The sequence below is a fragment of the Geobacillus sp. FSL K6-3411 genome (genome assembly GCF_037965715.1).
Lineage (GTDB): Bacteria > Bacillota > Bacilli > Bacillales > Anoxybacillaceae > Geobacillus > Geobacillus thermodenitrificans.
Genome location: NZ_CP150187.1, coordinates 1,535,311 through 1,550,040, shown reverse-complemented (window position 1 = coordinate 1,550,040; position 14,730 = coordinate 1,535,311). Strand labels below are relative to the sequence as shown.

At 51.9% G+C, this 14,730-nt stretch carries 16 protein-coding genes and 1 riboswitch; of the genes, 4 read left to right on the top strand and 12 right to left on the bottom strand.

All coding sequences use genetic code 11. The annotated features are described in order from the left end of the window. Positions 1-141: 141 nt before the first annotated feature. The 8 genes from NSQ22_RS07790 to NSQ22_RS07755 form a co-directional block, all read right to left on the bottom strand. A complete protein-coding gene (locus NSQ22_RS07790) occupies positions 142-978 on the bottom strand; it encodes an HAD family hydrolase (RefSeq protein WP_029760887.1) in 837 nt (278 codons plus the stop codon). 154 nt (positions 979-1,132) lie between these two features. Next, a complete protein-coding gene (locus tag NSQ22_RS07785; RefSeq protein WP_008879361.1) occupies positions 1,133-2,326 on the bottom strand; it encodes an NRAMP family divalent metal transporter in 1,194 nt (397 codons plus the stop codon). Then, complete coding sequence (locus NSQ22_RS07780; RefSeq protein WP_029760888.1) at positions 2,323-3,093, bottom strand: 5-oxoprolinase subunit PxpA; 771 nt, start codon at positions 3,091-3,093, stop codon at positions 2,323-2,325. Before NSQ22_RS07780 ends, NSQ22_RS07785 begins: the two co-directional genes overlap by 4 nt. Continuing rightward, positions 3,080-4,060, bottom strand: coding sequence for a biotin-dependent carboxyltransferase family protein (locus tag NSQ22_RS07775; protein WP_029760890.1), 981 nt, complete (start codon positions 4,058-4,060; stop codon positions 3,080-3,082). The genes NSQ22_RS07780 and NSQ22_RS07775 overlap by 14 nt, the downstream gene beginning before the upstream one ends. Further along, positions 4,044-4,745, bottom strand: coding sequence for a 5-oxoprolinase subunit PxpB (gene pxpB, locus NSQ22_RS07770; protein WP_029760891.1), 702 nt, complete (start codon positions 4,743-4,745; stop codon positions 4,044-4,046). Before pxpB ends, NSQ22_RS07775 begins: the two co-directional genes overlap by 17 nt. Positions 4,746-4,747: 2 nt before the next feature. Next, positions 4,748-5,497: an IclR family transcriptional regulator gene (locus NSQ22_RS07765; protein ID WP_008879365.1), complete on the bottom strand. Its 750-nt coding sequence runs from the start codon at positions 5,495-5,497 to the stop codon at positions 4,748-4,750. 126 nt (positions 5,498-5,623) lie between these two features. After that, positions 5,624-6,064: a GNAT family N-acetyltransferase gene (locus NSQ22_RS07760; protein WP_011887287.1), complete on the bottom strand. Its 441-nt coding sequence runs from the start codon at positions 6,062-6,064 to the stop codon at positions 5,624-5,626. Between the two features lie 275 nt (positions 6,065-6,339). Then, positions 6,340-7,875 carry a bifunctional ADP-dependent NAD(P)H-hydrate dehydratase/NAD(P)H-hydrate epimerase gene (locus NSQ22_RS07755; RefSeq protein ID WP_029760892.1) on the bottom strand — a complete coding sequence of 512 codons (1,536 nt, stop codon included), beginning with the start codon at positions 7,873-7,875 and terminating at the stop codon, positions 6,340-6,342. Between the two features lie 192 nt (positions 7,876-8,067). Next, positions 8,068-8,175, top strand: a riboswitch (SAM riboswitch). A gap of 89 nt (positions 8,176-8,264) precedes the next feature. Between NSQ22_RS07755 and NSQ22_RS07750 the strand changes: the two genes are divergently transcribed. From NSQ22_RS07750 to NSQ22_RS07735, 4 genes are all read left to right on the top strand, one after another. Then, positions 8,265-9,278: a methionine ABC transporter ATP-binding protein gene (locus NSQ22_RS07750; RefSeq protein WP_011887285.1), complete on the top strand. Its 1,014-nt coding sequence runs from the start codon at positions 8,265-8,267 to the stop codon at positions 9,276-9,278. Next, positions 9,268-9,933, top strand: coding sequence for a methionine ABC transporter permease (locus tag NSQ22_RS07745; RefSeq protein WP_011887284.1), 666 nt, complete (start codon positions 9,268-9,270; stop codon positions 9,931-9,933). The genes NSQ22_RS07750 and NSQ22_RS07745 overlap by 11 nt, the downstream gene beginning before the upstream one ends. A 40-nt stretch (positions 9,934-9,973) precedes the next feature. Next, complete coding sequence (locus NSQ22_RS07740; RefSeq protein WP_172437897.1) at positions 9,974-10,819, top strand: MetQ/NlpA family ABC transporter substrate-binding protein; 846 nt, start codon at positions 9,974-9,976, stop codon at positions 10,817-10,819. A gap of 111 nt (positions 10,820-10,930) precedes the next feature. Continuing rightward, on the top strand, positions 10,931-12,127 hold the full coding sequence (locus NSQ22_RS07735) for an MFS transporter (RefSeq protein WP_011887283.1): 1,197 nt from the start codon (positions 10,931-10,933) through the stop codon (positions 12,125-12,127). A gap of 12 nt (positions 12,128-12,139) precedes the next feature. Here the strand turns inward: NSQ22_RS07735 and NSQ22_RS07730 are convergent, their stop codons facing one another. The 4 genes from NSQ22_RS07730 to NSQ22_RS07715 all read right to left on the bottom strand — a co-directional run bounded on the left by NSQ22_RS07730 (position 12,140) and on the right by NSQ22_RS07715 (position 14,682). Then, a complete protein-coding gene (locus tag NSQ22_RS07730) occupies positions 12,140-12,535 on the bottom strand; it encodes a ClpX C4-type zinc finger protein (protein ID WP_008879374.1) in 396 nt (131 codons plus the stop codon). A 57-nt stretch (positions 12,536-12,592) separates the two neighbouring features. Next, on the bottom strand, positions 12,593-12,997 hold the full coding sequence (locus tag NSQ22_RS07725) for a DCC1-like thiol-disulfide oxidoreductase family protein (protein ID WP_029760895.1): 405 nt from the start codon (positions 12,995-12,997) through the stop codon (positions 12,593-12,595). A 12-nt stretch (positions 12,998-13,009) separates the two neighbouring features. Then, positions 13,010-13,678, bottom strand: a complete 669-nt coding sequence (locus NSQ22_RS07720) for an SOS response-associated peptidase (RefSeq protein WP_029760897.1) — start codon at positions 13,676-13,678, stop codon at positions 13,010-13,012. A 68-nt stretch (positions 13,679-13,746) separates the two neighbouring features. After that, on the bottom strand, positions 13,747-14,682 hold the full coding sequence (locus NSQ22_RS07715; protein WP_029760898.1) for an alpha/beta fold hydrolase: 936 nt from the start codon (positions 14,680-14,682) through the stop codon (positions 13,747-13,749). Positions 14,683-14,730: the final 48 nt, after the last annotated feature.

Sequence of the window (14,730 nt, the reverse complement as noted above, 5' to 3'; positions counted from 1 at the left end):
TGAACAAAACTACCGATACACCTAGACCTTAACTACACCGCTTACTAACCGGTTAGTATGTAAACTGTTACTTTTTATTGTAATCAGTCATAGAGATAATTTCAATAACATTCAGACAAATCCGAATAAAAAGTACGCCAACTACAATAGTTGGCGCAGCACCGGCACACACGCTGATGTCGAAGCAACAATGACATCGGCATCATCTGGCTTCGCCAAACCATGCGCGTCGATCAACATTGTCCGGCAGCCGAGCTCGCGGGCTGGAGCAATATCATTGCCGATATTGTCGCCGACGCAAAGCATTTGCCTATAATCAACACCAAAGCGCATGTGGATGGCTTCCAAATGAACAGCCGTTTTGAGCGGCTTAGCCGCTTGGAAAATTTTATAATCGAATACATCCGCCAACCCAAGCTTCCGCAAAATCGCTTCACTATCCGGTTCTGGACTGTTCGTCATCAAGATGAGTGTCATTTTCTCGCGCAGCTTGGCTAGCGTCTCAACAAGCTCCGGCGTCCTGTTCATTTCAAACTCCGGGCTCATCATCCATTCGCGCGTCTCTAAAAACGCGGCATATGTGTCCTCGTTCGTCAGTCCGTAATGGCGGCCGATGGAACTTGGCACCCACCAAAGGTCACCGATGCTGAAAAATCGGTCCAAATCAATCGTTACCGCCCCCTGATAGAGCGCTTCGGCATCACGGGTTTCCAGCCGTTCGCCGCTCCAGCTGCACACCTCTTGAATAGTTCCTCTCTCCATCCATAAAATCAAATCTTCTTTTGTATCATACACACTGCCGATGCGAAGCGGATGACGCCCGGCAAGCACTGCCCGGTAATCATTCCAAAAGTGCGCCCGATCCGTTTCACCAAGCCGTTTCGCCACTTGTTCGGCGTAATAATCAAAATGCCCTGTTTCCTCGTATAACGTTCCATCTAGATCAAACACGACCGCTTTAATATTTGCCCCGTTCATCGTTCTGTTTGTCTCCTTTCCCCGCTCCTGTGGCCTTGATGCATTGAGCCATAAAGACTGCAATGCGGTTGCCGCAGGCCCGTTTCTATATTACAAAAGGGCGGCGAGGAAATGCAAATGTTGGAAATGAACGACAGACATCACGTTTTCCATTTCACTGAAACAGCTGCGGCAGTTGCTGCACGGCTGTATATATTCCCATATAAGCCATCAAGGCGACCACAATGGCTCCAAATACGGTAAGCCAAAGCGGATGGCGATAGTCGCCGACGATGTTTCGCTTATAGGCAGCGACAAGCATAACCCCAAGTGACAACGGGAGAATCAGTCCGTTTAGTGTTCCGGCTAAAATCAATGTTTTCACTGGACGGCCGATCAAGACAAATACGACTGTCGAAATCAGAATAAATAGCACAATGATCCAGCGGTGAAACCGATCCAAAACATGATGGAACGTGCGGATGAACGATACCGATGTGTAGGCCGATCCGACAACCGACGTAATGGCGGCAGCCCACATAACGACACCGAACAGCCGGTAACCGATTTCCCCAGCGGCCAGTCGGAACACCGAAGCTGGCGGATTGGTTTGATCAAGCGTCAATCCTTTGGCAACAACGCCTAACGCGGCCAAAAACAGCAACATGCGCATAAGCGAGGCGACACCGATCGCTGAGACTGCACTTTTTGTCACTTCCGCCAAACTTCCCTTCCCTTTGATGCCGGCATCGAGCAACCGATGCCCTCCAGCGAACGTAATATATCCGCCAACCGTACCGCCGACAAGCGTCACAATGGCTAAAAAGTCGATTTTTTCGGGAACGACCGCCCGAACGGCCGCCTCGCCAAGTGGCGGCTTAGCTGTGAACACAACATACAGCGTCAGCGCAATCATGACAAATCCGAGTAATTGAGTAAAACGGTCCATTGCCTTGCCAGCTTCGCGGACGAGAAAAATGGCGATGGCGATGATGGCACTCACGATTGCCCCAGTCTTTGGAGACATGCCAAACAACACGTTGAATCCGAGCCCAGCTCCGCCGATGTTGCCGATGTTAAAGGCGAGTCCGCCAAGGAGCACAAACGCCGCCAACACATACCCGAGGCCGGGCAGCACTGCGTTGGCAATATCTTGCGCCCGTCGCTCGGAGACAGCAATAATGCGCCAAATGTTCGCTTGGACGCCGATATCAAGCAAAATGGAAAGCAAAATGACAAACCCGAAACTGGCCGCCAGCTCGACGGTAAATACGGTCGTTTGCGTCAAAAATCCCGGGCCGATGGCCGATGTCGCCATGAGAAAGACCGCTCCGATCAGCACGCTGAGCCTGCTTTCTTTTTTGTTCATCGTCTCGTCTCCTTCCGCATCGCCTGAATAGCGATGCCTTCATTTTGTAACGCTTCATGCAGCCGCTTAGCAAACCGCACCGCCTGTTCATTGTCGCCGTGAAGACAAACCGTATCGGCTTCAATCGCCACCGCCGTCCCTTGCACTGAGCGGACATGCCGGTCACAAACCATCATGAGCACTTGCTTGACCGCTTCATCTTCATCGGCGATGATGGCCTGCGGGTCGCTTCGTGGTGTGAGCGAACCGTCAGCTTGATATGTGCGGTCGGCGAACACTTCACTCGCCGTCTGCAAGCCTTGCGCCTGTCCAGCGCGGATGAGCTCGCTACCCGCCAGGCCGTACAAGATGAGCGTCGGATCGACATCATATACCGCTTTGGCGATCGCTTCTGAAATCCTCGCATCTTTCGCCGCCATATTGTACAAGGCGCCGTGCGGCTTGACGTGCGTCATCACTCCCCCTTCCGCCTTGACGAACGCGGCCAACGCGCCGATTTGGTACACGACGTACGCATACACCTCCTCCGGTGACACAGCCATCATCCGACGTCCAAAGCCGAGCAAATCGGGAAACCCCGGGTGGGCACCGATGGCGACTCCATGACGGATGGCAAGCTGTACCGTTTGCCGCATGACAAGCGGATCGCCAGCATGAAATCCACAGGCAATATTGACAGAAGTGATATACGGCAAAATCTCTTCCTTTCCAAGCCGATACACACCAAAACTTTCACCAAAATCACAGTTCAAATCAATCGTTTTCATCTTTCTCCCCCCATTGGCGGCGAATGGCCGCAATCCAGCGGCCCAGCCGCCGCTGTTGTTCGATATAAAGCTGCACCGCTTCCTCCGGCGCAATCGGCTGAAATTGAATGCGGTCGCCTGGGCGCGCCTGTGCCAACACTGGCAAATCAGCTGCCGCCACTTGGGCGATGCGCGGATAGCCCCCTGTTGTCTGACTGTCAGCCATCAACACGATCGGCTGGCCGGATGTCGGCACTTGCACCGTGCCGAACACAACCGCTTCCGACACCATCTCCCGCTCGCGCCCAAGCACCAACGCCGGTCCAGAAAGCCTGTAACCAATCCGGTCGGACTGCGGTGTCACATGATAGCGGGCGGCAAAAAACTGCCTGCGGCTTTCTGGCGTAAACTCGCTATATTCCGGTCCTGGGACAGCACGCACCGTTTTCGTTTTTCCGTCGATATATCGACCGGCATCTGAAGAAAGTCCCCAACGAAATGGCTTACGAATGTTATGCTCACGTGCAGTGCCAATTGGAAGCACATCTCCAGGCTGGAGCGGGCGGCCCGACAAACCACCTAGCTGCGCTGGAACGTATGTGGAGCGACTACCCATAACAGACGGAACACCGATGCCTCCTGACACTGCGATATAGGCGCGCCACCCTGCCTGGCACACCCCAACCTTTAGGACATCTCCCGGCCGAATAATCACCGGTTTCCACATGGCCATCGGTTCTCCATTGAGCGTGCATGGGAAATCGCCGCCGCATACGGCGATGACCGTCTCGACGTGAAAACGAAGGGTCGGACCGGACATCGTTGCTTCGAGCACCGCCTCATCTCCCTCATTGCCAACAAGCGCATTGGCAAGGCGATACGCCCAAGCGTCCATCACCCCACCAACCGGCACACCGGCATTTCGATAGCCGATGCGCCCGCCATCTTGGACAGTTGTAAAAAATCCACCATCAATGACGTCCATCATCATGTTCCTCTCTCCAACGTGCAAATTCCTCAGCGGTAATCCGGCGAAACTCAACGATGTCACCCGCTGAAAGCAAGCTTGGTTTCTCCCGATGCGGATCAAACAGCCGAAGCGGTGTCCGGCCAATCAATTGCCAACCACCTGGCGTCGCGAGCGGATAAACACCCGTCTGTCCGCCGGCGATGCCGACCGAACCGGCAGGCACCGTTGTGCGCGGCACCGACCTCCTCGGCGTCGCCAAACGCGGTGATAAGCCCCCTAAATAGGCAAACCCGGGTGAAAAACCGATCATATAGACGCGGTAACGGCCCGAGGAATGAAGCGCCACCACTTCATCTTCCGTCATCCCATGAAAGCGGGCGACATCCGCTAAATCCGGCCCGAACTCGCCGCCGTAACAAACGGGAATGACGATGGTTCGCGTCGAATGGCGGGTGGCCTGTCCGGTCGATCCGATATTCTCGCGCAGCCAGGCACATACGTCAGCATAATTTCCGGCCACCACCGGATCATAATAGACGGTCAGTGAGGAAAACGCCGGCACGATTTCCTTGATGCCTTCTTTTCTCTCTCCCTGAAGCCGGGCTGCTGTTTCGTGAACGATATCGTTTACGGCTTCGTCAATGTAACTGGCAAATCGAACGGTCACCGCGTATTCGCATAACGGAAACAACGTGTATTCCATCGTTACCCCTTCCCTTGAAAACCAAGTTCACGTGAGATATCCATCGCCGCCTGCTTTAATAGCGGAACGATGCGCACCACATCATCGGGCGAAAAACGTGGTTCCGGACCGGCGACGCTCAACCCAGCAACCGCTGCCCCTTCATGGTTGAAAATCGGCACAGCAACAGCAGCAGAGTAGTTTTCCAGCTCAGAACAACTAACCGTATAGCCTTGATTCCGGCCTTCTTCTACCAATCGGCGCAACACTTGTTTGTCTGTCACCGTACATTTAGCGATTTTCACTAGTTCCACTTGTTCTAAATACCGTTCCCGGTCAACTTCATCCATAAACGCAAGCAAGACGCGCGGGCACGCCCCAGCATACAGCGGTGCACGCCGCCCAACTTTCGTATAGACGCGCACCGGTTCGGACGTCTCCACTTTTTCGATATACAGCGCTTCATCGCCGTCGCGGATGACTAAATTCACTGCTTCCTTCGTCTCCTCTTTCAGCCGCTCCATGACCGGCAGCGCCACTCGACGAATATCGAGCCGCTCGGCGACAAGCGCTCCGAACGTCAATAACGACAAGCCGAGTTCATACTGGTCGCCTTGTTTTTGCAAAAAGCCTAGCGCCACAAGCGACTGCGCCATCCGGTACACCGACGTTTTCGGCATCCGAAGCCGCGCAACCATCTCCGGCAGCGTTAACCGCTCGCAATCAAGAAACAAATCTAGCAGCTCTTTTGTTTTCAAAACCGTTTTATTCATGGCCTCTCCTTGTTCCGAATATCGGAATGATAATTCCGAAATATGAATTTTATTTAAATTATAACGAAAAGTCCAATTATTTTCTACAAAAAACAAACAGCGTCCGATAAATGGACGCTGTTGGCTTCAAGATAAACGTTTCAAAAACACATAACTCACTTTTTGATATTCCATCTTTTGCTCGTAAAAACGATGGGCATCGGTTCGCTGCAAACCGGACGATAACGAAACGATCCCGTAGCCATGCGCTTTCGCCCAATCGTGTACATACGACAACAACGCTTTCCCGTACCCTTTCGACCGCTCGCTCGAAGCGGTGACCAAATCACACACCCAAATAAAACGACCATTATAGAGTGTGATCATCGGCATGAATCCGATGACAGCAACCATTTTATCTTGATCATATAAGGCCACTAGCTTGTACCCTTCTTTTTCTTTCGCTTCACGCACAAGCGCGACATACGTTTCCTCATCTAAGTGAGTGCGCAGCTCACGCATGACTGGAAAAGCGCTTCTCACTTCCTCTTCAGTTTCAAGCCAAACGAATTGTGGCACGGTTTCCATCCCCCTTCTCTATTTGTGCAATTAATTATATCTATGTTTATCCAAAAATGGAAGAATAAGATTCCCCCACCCCCGCTTCCCCGGAAAGCGGATCGTCCTGCTCGTACGTAAAAAGCATAACGAACCGCGGGACCGGTTGGGCACATTGAATCGCTTGTTGCCAAAAGCAAACAAGGAAGCGCGCTTTGAAGACGCTTCCTTTCTTTTCTTTATCCGTAAACGTTGAGCAGCCAAGACCTTCTTCCTAGTAAAACGGCTGGCCACTCCCATCACGTTCACACTTGCGCACCATCGCCCAGCCTAGCCAACACAGCCGGCAATGCGTCAATGACGTCAGAAGCCAAGACGTCCCACAGTGAATGACCGTTTTGCACAAGCCAATCAGCTGCTTGGCCGTGGACGAACACAGCATTATTCACCGCCGGCTGCACCGCCTCATGCTGCAACAAAAACGCCGCCACGATGCCAGTCAACACATCGCCGCTTCCCCCCTTAGCCAACGCCGGGTTGCCGGTCGCGTTCACATATTGCGCCCCGTCTGGCGTGGTGACAATCGTATACGGCCCTTTTAAGACGACATACACACCATATTCCATAGCCAGCCGCTTCGATACGCCAAAGCGGTCATGCTCCACTTCGCGAATGGAACGATGGACAATGCGCGCCATCTCTCCCGGGTGCGGGGTAATCACCGTCGGGGCGCTCCGTTCGCGCACTCGTTCGGCGTAGTCATCCCAAAAAAACAAAGCGTCTGCATCAATGACAAGCGGCACTGGCTGGCGCACAAGTTCGCTCACTAAGCGTCGCACTCCTTCCGTTCGCCCCATTCCCGGGCCGATGGCCATCGCGTCGATATCAAGCCCAGCCCAATCAGCCACGCCAGCAAATGCGCCACCCTCTGCCGGCCATAACCGGTACATCGCCTCCGGCACACGGCTGGCAACTGCCTCGTACACCGTTTCCGGAACGGCCATCGTCACAAGCCCGGCCCCGCTGCGAAGTGCCGCTTTCGCTGTCATCGTTACCGCCCCGCTCATCTCCTTAGATCCGCCGACAATGAGCAGCTTACCGTGCGTTCCTTTATGCGATGACCGTTTTCGCTTCGGCATTGTCTGCACCACATCGCTATGTTCCCACAAAAACCGGGCATCTGTCTTCACCTGCACCGCTAGCGGCGGGATGCCGATATCGACCACAGCGATCTCTCCGTAATAATCCGCCGCAGGAAACGTATACGCCCCAAGCTTCGGACATTGGACGGTAAGCGTCGCATCAGCACGAATGGCGGTGCTGACATCGCCTCCATCAGCCGGCACCCCGCTTGGCACATCGATCGCGTATACCGTTGCGGACGTGCGATTCACTTGCTCAATGATTTCTTTATACGGCAGGCGCACGTCTCCTTTGATGCCAATGCCAAGGAGCGAGTCAATGATGACGTCGTAATGTGGCACGTGTGCCGCAAACGCTCGTTCATTCCCCTCATAAGCTATCCAAGAATACCCCGACCGCTCGTACACCTCAAGCGCCGTGCGCGCCGCGCCTTTCACCTTCTCTTGCAGCGGCACGAGCCATACATCGGCGTCATAACCATAACTTTTCAACATGCGTGCAATGACCAATCCGTCGCCGCCGTTATTGCCCGTCCCGACGAGCACCGCCACCCTAGCCGTGTGTGGAATTCGCTCTTTCAACACCCGAAACAGTGCCTGCCCAGCGTTTTCCATCAACGAGTCATCACGAATGCCGATCCGCTCGGCCACTTCTCGGTCAATGGCGTACATTTCATCAGCCGTTACGATCGGAATCATTGCCCATTCCCCTTTCCATTTCCATCCCTATTGTTTAGTGTACAATTTTTCCAAGCGAAAGACGAGCACAAATATTTTCTCTAGAAGCGCAACGATGTAAACGTTTCCTGAAGAATCCGAATGGAAAATACATATTGACAACACATAGCTGTCGCATTATCATGAATTTCATAAAAATTACATACAGCAAACCGCTTATCAAGAGTGACTGAGGGAACAGGCCCAATGACGTCCGGCAACCTCCCCTTGAGGGAACGGTGCTAATTCCTGCAGAATGGCTTTCATTCTGAAAGATAAGTCGGGAGTTTACATACCACCGATGCCTCTTTCCGAATGAAAGAGGCATTTTTGTTTACCAAATTCTACCTATCAACACAAGGAGGATGGACATGATCGACATTCAAAACGTTACAAAGGTGTATACAACGAAAAAGAAACAAACCGTTGCGGTAGACAACGTATCACTTACGATTCGCGATGGTGAAATTTTTGGCATCATCGGCTACAGCGGCGCTGGAAAAAGCACGCTGCTGCGCTGCTTAAACGCCCTAGAACGTCCCACATCCGGCCGCATTCTCATCGATGGGATCGATGTAACAGCATTAGATGCCAAAGAACTGCGGCAAGTGCGCCAAAAAATCGGAATGATTTTCCAACACTTTTCTTTAGTTAGCTCGAAAACAGTATTTGAAAATATCGCCTTCGCCTTAAAAGCAGCTAAAAAACCGAAACCGGACATCGAAAAACGGGTCAATGAGCTGCTCGACATGGTCGGTCTATCCGACAAGCGGGACGCCTATCCGGCGCAGCTGAGTGGCGGGCAAAAACAGCGCGTCGGCATCGCCCGGGCACTCGCTAACAATCCGACCGTCCTGTTATGCGATGAAGCCACATCGGCGCTCGATCCGAGCACGACCAAATCGATTTTAGAACTGCTGAAAAAAATTAACCGTGAGCTCGGTATTACGATCGTCTTCATTACTCACGAAATGGAAGTGGTCAAACATATATGTGACCGCGTTGCCGTCATGCAAAACGGCAAAGTGATTGAACTCGGCACCGTTTATGAGCTGTTTACCCATCCGAAAGAAGAATTAACGAGATCGTTCGTCCATAGCGTCATGCATGTTGACTTGCCTGCACATTTACGGGAAACGCATACGGGGACGATCGTGAAAATTCAGTTTGAAGGCAAAAGCGCGACGGAAACAATCGTTTCCGATATGTTGCAACAATTTGAAGTAAAAGGAAATATTTTGCATGCCAAAATCGAGTATATCCAAGACAAACCGCTCGGTATTTTTGTGATGGAGCTGATCGGGAAAGAGGATGAAATTCAACGGGCGATGGATTATATCGCTAAACGGACGAACAGATTGGAGGTTGTTTCGCATGCTGCTTGATACATTACTAGGCCTGCTTCCGGAGTTGAATAAGGCGTTTTTCGAAACGATTTATATGGTGGCTATTTCCTTGTTTGTCGCGATCATTGTTGGATTGCCGCTTGGCGTTTTGCTGTTCGTCACCGACCGCGGCTTGTTTTTGGAACATGCCATTTTAAAATCCGTTCTCGGCTTTCTCGTTAACATGGTTCGATCGATTCCGTTTATCATTTTGCTTGTCGGTCTCTTACCGCTGACAAAGCTCCTCACGGGAACTACGATCGGACCGACAGCAGCCTCTGTTTCTTTATCGGTGGCGGCTATTCCCTTTTTCGCACGAATCGTGGAAACCTCGTTGCGCGAGATTGAAAAAGACGTTATTGAAGCAGCGGTGGCGGTTGGGGCGACGCCGTGGATGATCATTAAAGACGTGCTGCTCCCAGAAGCCCGACCGGGCATTGTACAAGGAATAACAATTACAACAATCAGTTTAGTCGGCTATTCCGCAATGGCCGGAATCGTGGGCGGCGGCGGTGTCGGCGATTTAGCCATTCGTTTCGGCTATTACCGCTATGACAATACGGTCATGATCACCACTATTGTTATTTTAATTTGCCTTGTCCAAGTCATCCAGTTTGCCGGCGACCGCATCGCTCGTCTTGTTGACAAGCGATAGGCCGCTTACTATTAAACTCACTCATAGGGAGGACTTCATGATGAAAAAATGGTTGATGGCGCTCACATTGCTTCTCGTGTTCGGCACTCTTGCCGCCTGCGGCAACAGCAGCTCCTCATCTGAGAGCAGCGCTGAATCGAAAGAGAAAAAAGAGTTGACAATCGGAGCGACTTCCGGTCCGTACAGTGATATGGTGAATAAGGCGATCAAGCCGATTTTGGAGAAAAAAGGGTATGAAGTAAACGTCGTCGAATTCAGCGATTATATCCAACCAAACTTGGCTTTAGCCAACGGCGACCTAGATGCAAACTTGTTCCAGCACAAAATTTATATGGAAAATTTCGCAAAAGAGCACAACTTGGACCTTTCGGAAGTCATCGTTGTACCGACCGCCCCAATGGGCATTTATTCAAACAAATTCAAATCACTTGATGAAGTGGCCGCCGGGAGCGAAATCGCCATCCCGAACGACCCGACGAACTTGGCGCGGACGTTGTTAATTTTGCAAGATCACGGCTTAATTAAACTCGACTCAGCCGTAAACCCGCTCACGGTGTCAGAAAAAGATGTCAAAGAAAATGTGAAACATCTCCAATTCAAGCCGATTGAAGCTGGCCAGCTGCCGCGCACGGTGGAAAGTGTTGATTTGGCAGCTGTCCCCGGCAACTTCGCCTTAGCGGCGAAAATGGATTTAACCGACGCCTTAGCGTTGGAAAACATGCCGGATGACTACCGGAATCGCATTGTTGTCAATACAAAAGATTTGAACCAACCGTTTGTCAAAGATCTCAAAGAAGCAGTCGAGTCAAAAGAATTTGAGAAAGTCATTGATCAAGAGTTTCGAGGGTTCGGCAAACCGAAATGGATGCTAGAACGAAACAAATAACACAACGATACGCCGCTCTGCATGGGCGGCATTTTCTTCTGTAGACGATGGGGATAAAAAAGCAGTATAGTAGAAGTGTTCCGTTTCATTTCGTTCCAAAAGAGGCGATCAATGTTGACATACATTGAAAAAGGAAGCAGCGAATACATCAAAGCAAGCGCATCATTATTTTTTGGCGGCTTTGTGACATTTGCCGTCCTGTACACGACCCAACCGCTGCTGCCGATTTTCGCTAAACAGTTTGACGTTTCCGCCGCAGCAGCGAGCTTAACCGTATCGGCATCGACCGGTACGCTTGCGGTTATGATGCTGATCGCCGCCAACTTGTCAGATCGAATCGGCAAAAAACGCGTGATGACAGTATCGATGTGGCTGACCTCGCTCCTTGCCATCGCAATGGCGTTCAGCCCAAACTTTGCGGTGCTGCTTGCAGCGCGTACCTTCATTGGCATCTCAGCAGCAGGCATTCCTTCATTGGCGATGGCCTATGTCGCTGAAGAATTCCACCCGGCAAGCGTCGGCAAAGCGATGGGGCTTTATATTAGCGGCACATCGATCGGCGGCATGGCCGGACGAATTTTGACTGGGGTGCTTACCGATCTTTTTTCATGGCGATGGGCACTTGGGATCATCGGCCTTCTTTCCCTAGCGCTTTGCCTCGCCTTCACCGCCCTTCTGCCTGCTCCAAGACAGGCACCCCAGCGGCGAAACAGCGACGAAGCAGCATGGCGGACGTACGCTGTCCATCTTCGCAACAAGCCGCTAATGGCGCTCGTTGTCCTTGGCTTTTTGTTTATGGGCGGCTTTGTGACGCTCTACAATTACATCAGCTTTTTGTTAAGCGAACCGCCGTATTCGTTCCGCCAGTCGGTGCTCGGGTTTTTATTTATTGTATATATCTTTGGCAGCTTCAGCTCTGTGTATATGGGGCGGAAGGCAGATGAGTACGGCCATGCGCGCACCCTTCGCCTTTCGGTGGCTGTAACAGCACTTGGAGCGTTTGTCACGCTCGCTCCTTCGGCACTCGTAAAAATAGCCGGTCTGGCGCTGTTTACGTTTGGCTTTTTCGGCTGCCATTCGATTGCAAGCGCTTGGATTGGGGAACGGACGCACATTCATAAAACGCAAGCGTCCTCCTTATATCTTCTTTTCTATTATTTAGGGTCAAGCCTCGCCGGAACGGCGGGCGGTTACGTTTGGGTTCACTTTCATTGGATCGGCGTCATCGCCTTTATTTTGGCATTACTCTCCTTATCTTACCCACTCATCCTGTTTGCGGAAAAACGGCGGCCATCACACGTAAGATGACCGCCGCTTCCATTACGGTTGCTTCGTAATGACTTGCAGCCCAAATTGCAGGCAATCTTCACAAATTGATGCCAGCGGTCCGTTAATGAGCCGCGGCTTTTCTTTCAAACAAAACGAACAGCGACCGTCGCACGCTTCTTGCGCTTCCAACGCCAAGGCCTCTTCCAGCTTTTCAAGAGGGAAGACGGAGAGCGCTTCATACACGTTATCAAGCAAATGGCTATCAATATAAGCACATTTGCCTTCCCAACGCAGTGCTGTCAATTTCGCCGCCACCGCCATCCCTTCGTAAAATCGACGGCGAGCTTCGTCCCCGCTCTGTTCGGCCATCGCAGCCACATCATCGGCAAACCGCTCAAGCGCCGCGGCCGTGCATTCATCCAGCCACCGTGTTGTCCCGTTTGTCATACTCCCCCTCCTTATATTTTTCCTTTCTAATACGACAAACAGGCACATTTTCCTTCCTCACTGCAGCGATTCATCTAGAAAACGGGCGCGCAACTCAGGGGGCGGCAGCTGACAACGGTCTTGCTTGCGGATGAGGCGGTGACGGCGGGCGGCAATTTGGTCATACACGAAGTCGCGGAGCAGCCGCGGAACGAGAAGTCCAGCCGCCGCCAGCCCATTCCATGGCCAGGCAAGGTGACGGCCGATGCGCAAAACGGCATCCGACTTGATATAATAACAACCGTCTTCGATGAGGACGACCGTATCTCTTCCTAGTACATTTCCCTTTTCCAACAACGCCCGACCGACGGTGCTTTGTTGCGCAGCAAAGCGGAACACCGCCTTCCGGTCACGCGCAGCGATCCACCACACACTGTCATGGCAAAACAAGCAGCCGCCATCAAAAAGAATGATGGGAGACACCTCACTCCCCCCTTATCGGCTATTGACCGGCTCAATGCAGGCGCTAATATCATTTTTCGGTGAATTGACAAGCGGCGCCACTTCGTACATTCGCATTTGTTCACTCGGATACGGCTGCAGGAACGATTTCAAATACTCGCTGTCATCAAAGCTTGGATCAAGCCAGTCTTCATGCCGCTCGAAAGGCAAAATGACCGGCATCCGATCGTGAATGGCCGCAACGAGTTTATTCGCCTTCGTTGTAATGATCGTGCACGTTTCCAGTGGCCCGCTTGGCCCGTCCCAGCGCTCCCACAGCCCAGCGAACGCAAACGGTTCGTCCGTTGCGAGCGTGAACCGATACGGCACTTTTTTTGTCCCCTCTTTTTTCCATTCATAAAATCCATCGGCTAAAATCAAACAGCGTCGCCGCTTGAACGCATGGCGGAAGCTCGCTTTCTCATCGACCGTTTCCGCTCGCGCGTTGATCATTTTCGCCCCGATGCGAGCATCTTTCGCCCAAAACGGGATAAGCCCCCAGCGCATCATTTTGCCGACTCGCTCCCCTTCTTCGGCCACAACCGTCAACACTTCCTGGCTGGGAGCGATGTTAAAGCGCGGGGCGAGCGAGCCCTGATAACGAAAACGAAATAGGGCTTGCAATGTCGTTAAATCCGCAATAAGTGTAAACCGGCCGCACATGTTCTTCGCTCCTTTTTATGATGTTGTTTCAGGTATAAAAAAGCGACCGAGAGCAAACCTCGGCCACCTTAAGGAGATGGCGATTCCAATGAACGCAAAAATGCCAATACCCGTTTTGTATATTCTTCTCTATATAACGAGAAGCTTTTCACATGATCTGCTTTTTCCGTCAGCCATAGTTGAAAAATATCTGGATGGGTATCATACAACTTCATACTTTCTTCGTACGGGATCGAACGGTCATCTTTACTGTGGATGAACAACACCGGCCTTGGTGCCACATCGTTAACCGCGTGAATCGGCGAAGATAATCTTAAATCCAAATCAGCCAACGCCGGCACAATCGCCAAAATTAAATACGTAAACGGCACATCAGGCAAATGCGTCCATACGGGCATGTTGGCGCGCAAATACGATTCCAAGTCACTGAACGGGCTATCAGCAATCACCCCACGAACATCACGATCCTCTGCTGCTGCCAAAATCGACGTCGCCGCTCCCATCGAGATGCCATACAAAGCGACCGGCTCGCGGTAATGTTGTTTTGCGTAATCAATGACGCCAAGCAAATCCTCTTTCTCTTTCACACCGATCGTAATCATCTCTCCGTCCGACTCGCCGCTGGCACGGAAATCAAATAAAATGACGCGGTAGCCTTCCGCCGCCAACCGCTTGGCAAGCAGCAAAAACGGAACGTTCTTCTGAATGCGGTTGCCGCCGTACCCATGGGCAAAAACGACTGTCATGCGCGCCGGTTTCTGCGGCGAAATGACCCAGCCTTTGAGCGCTGTCTCCCCGTCTTTGCTTGTAAAGATGACATTTTCATACACCATCCCGTAGTCGTTCGGCGCCTCGGTAATCGGCTGGCGCTCTTTATGAGTCAGCTGCCAGCCGACATAAACGGACAAACCGATGCAAGCCAGCACCCCGAGCGCAACAATGGCAAGCGACAACGGAATCCAAACACGCCGTATAGGACGATGTGATGCGCGGCCTAATTCCATCGCTTCCTCTCCTCATTCGTTTTTTCATTCTATCCACTACACGTGACC

Coding starts and splice junctions, on each gene's coding strand:
- NSQ22_RS07750 (WP_011887285.1), top strand. CDS start 8,265: ATGATCGACATTCAAAACGTTACAAAGGTGTATACAACGAAAAAGAAA.
- pxpB (WP_029760891.1), bottom strand. CDS start 4,745: ATGGAATACACGTTGTTTCCGTTATGCGAATACGCGGTGACCGTTCGA.
- NSQ22_RS07790 (WP_029760887.1), bottom strand. CDS start 978: ATGAACGGGGCAAATATTAAAGCGGTCGTGTTTGATCTAGATGGAACG.
- NSQ22_RS07735 (WP_011887283.1), top strand. CDS start 10,931: ATGTTGACATACATTGAAAAAGGAAGCAGCGAATACATCAAAGCAAGC.
- NSQ22_RS07775 (WP_029760890.1), bottom strand. CDS start 4,060: ATGATGGACGTCATTGATGGTGGATTTTTTACAACTGTCCAAGATGGC.
- NSQ22_RS07765 (WP_008879365.1), bottom strand. CDS start 5,497: ATGAATAAAACGGTTTTGAAAACAAAAGAGCTGCTAGATTTGTTTCTT.
- NSQ22_RS07760 (WP_011887287.1), bottom strand. CDS start 6,064: ATGGAAACCGTGCCACAATTCGTTTGGCTTGAAACTGAAGAGGAAGTG.
- NSQ22_RS07720 (WP_029760897.1), bottom strand. CDS start 13,678: ATGTGCGGCCGGTTTACACTTATTGCGGATTTAACGACATTGCAAGCC.
- NSQ22_RS07745 (WP_011887284.1), top strand. CDS start 9,268: ATGCTGCTTGATACATTACTAGGCCTGCTTCCGGAGTTGAATAAGGCG.
- NSQ22_RS07755 (WP_029760892.1), bottom strand. CDS start 7,875: ATGATTCCGATCGTAACGGCTGATGAAATGTACGCCATTGACCGAGAA.
- NSQ22_RS07740 (WP_172437897.1), top strand. CDS start 9,974: ATGAAAAAATGGTTGATGGCGCTCACATTGCTTCTCGTGTTCGGCACT.
- NSQ22_RS07715 (WP_029760898.1), bottom strand. CDS start 14,682: ATGGAATTAGGCCGCGCATCACATCGTCCTATACGGCGTGTTTGGATT.
- NSQ22_RS07785 (WP_008879361.1), bottom strand. CDS start 2,326: ATGAACAAAAAAGAAAGCAGGCTCAGCGTGCTGATCGGAGCGGTCTTT.
- NSQ22_RS07780 (WP_029760888.1), bottom strand. CDS start 3,093: ATGAAAACGATTGATTTGAACTGTGATTTTGGTGAAAGTTTTGGTGTG.
- NSQ22_RS07730 (WP_008879374.1), bottom strand. CDS start 12,535: ATGACAAACGGGACAACACGGTGGCTGGATGAATGCACGGCCGCGGCG.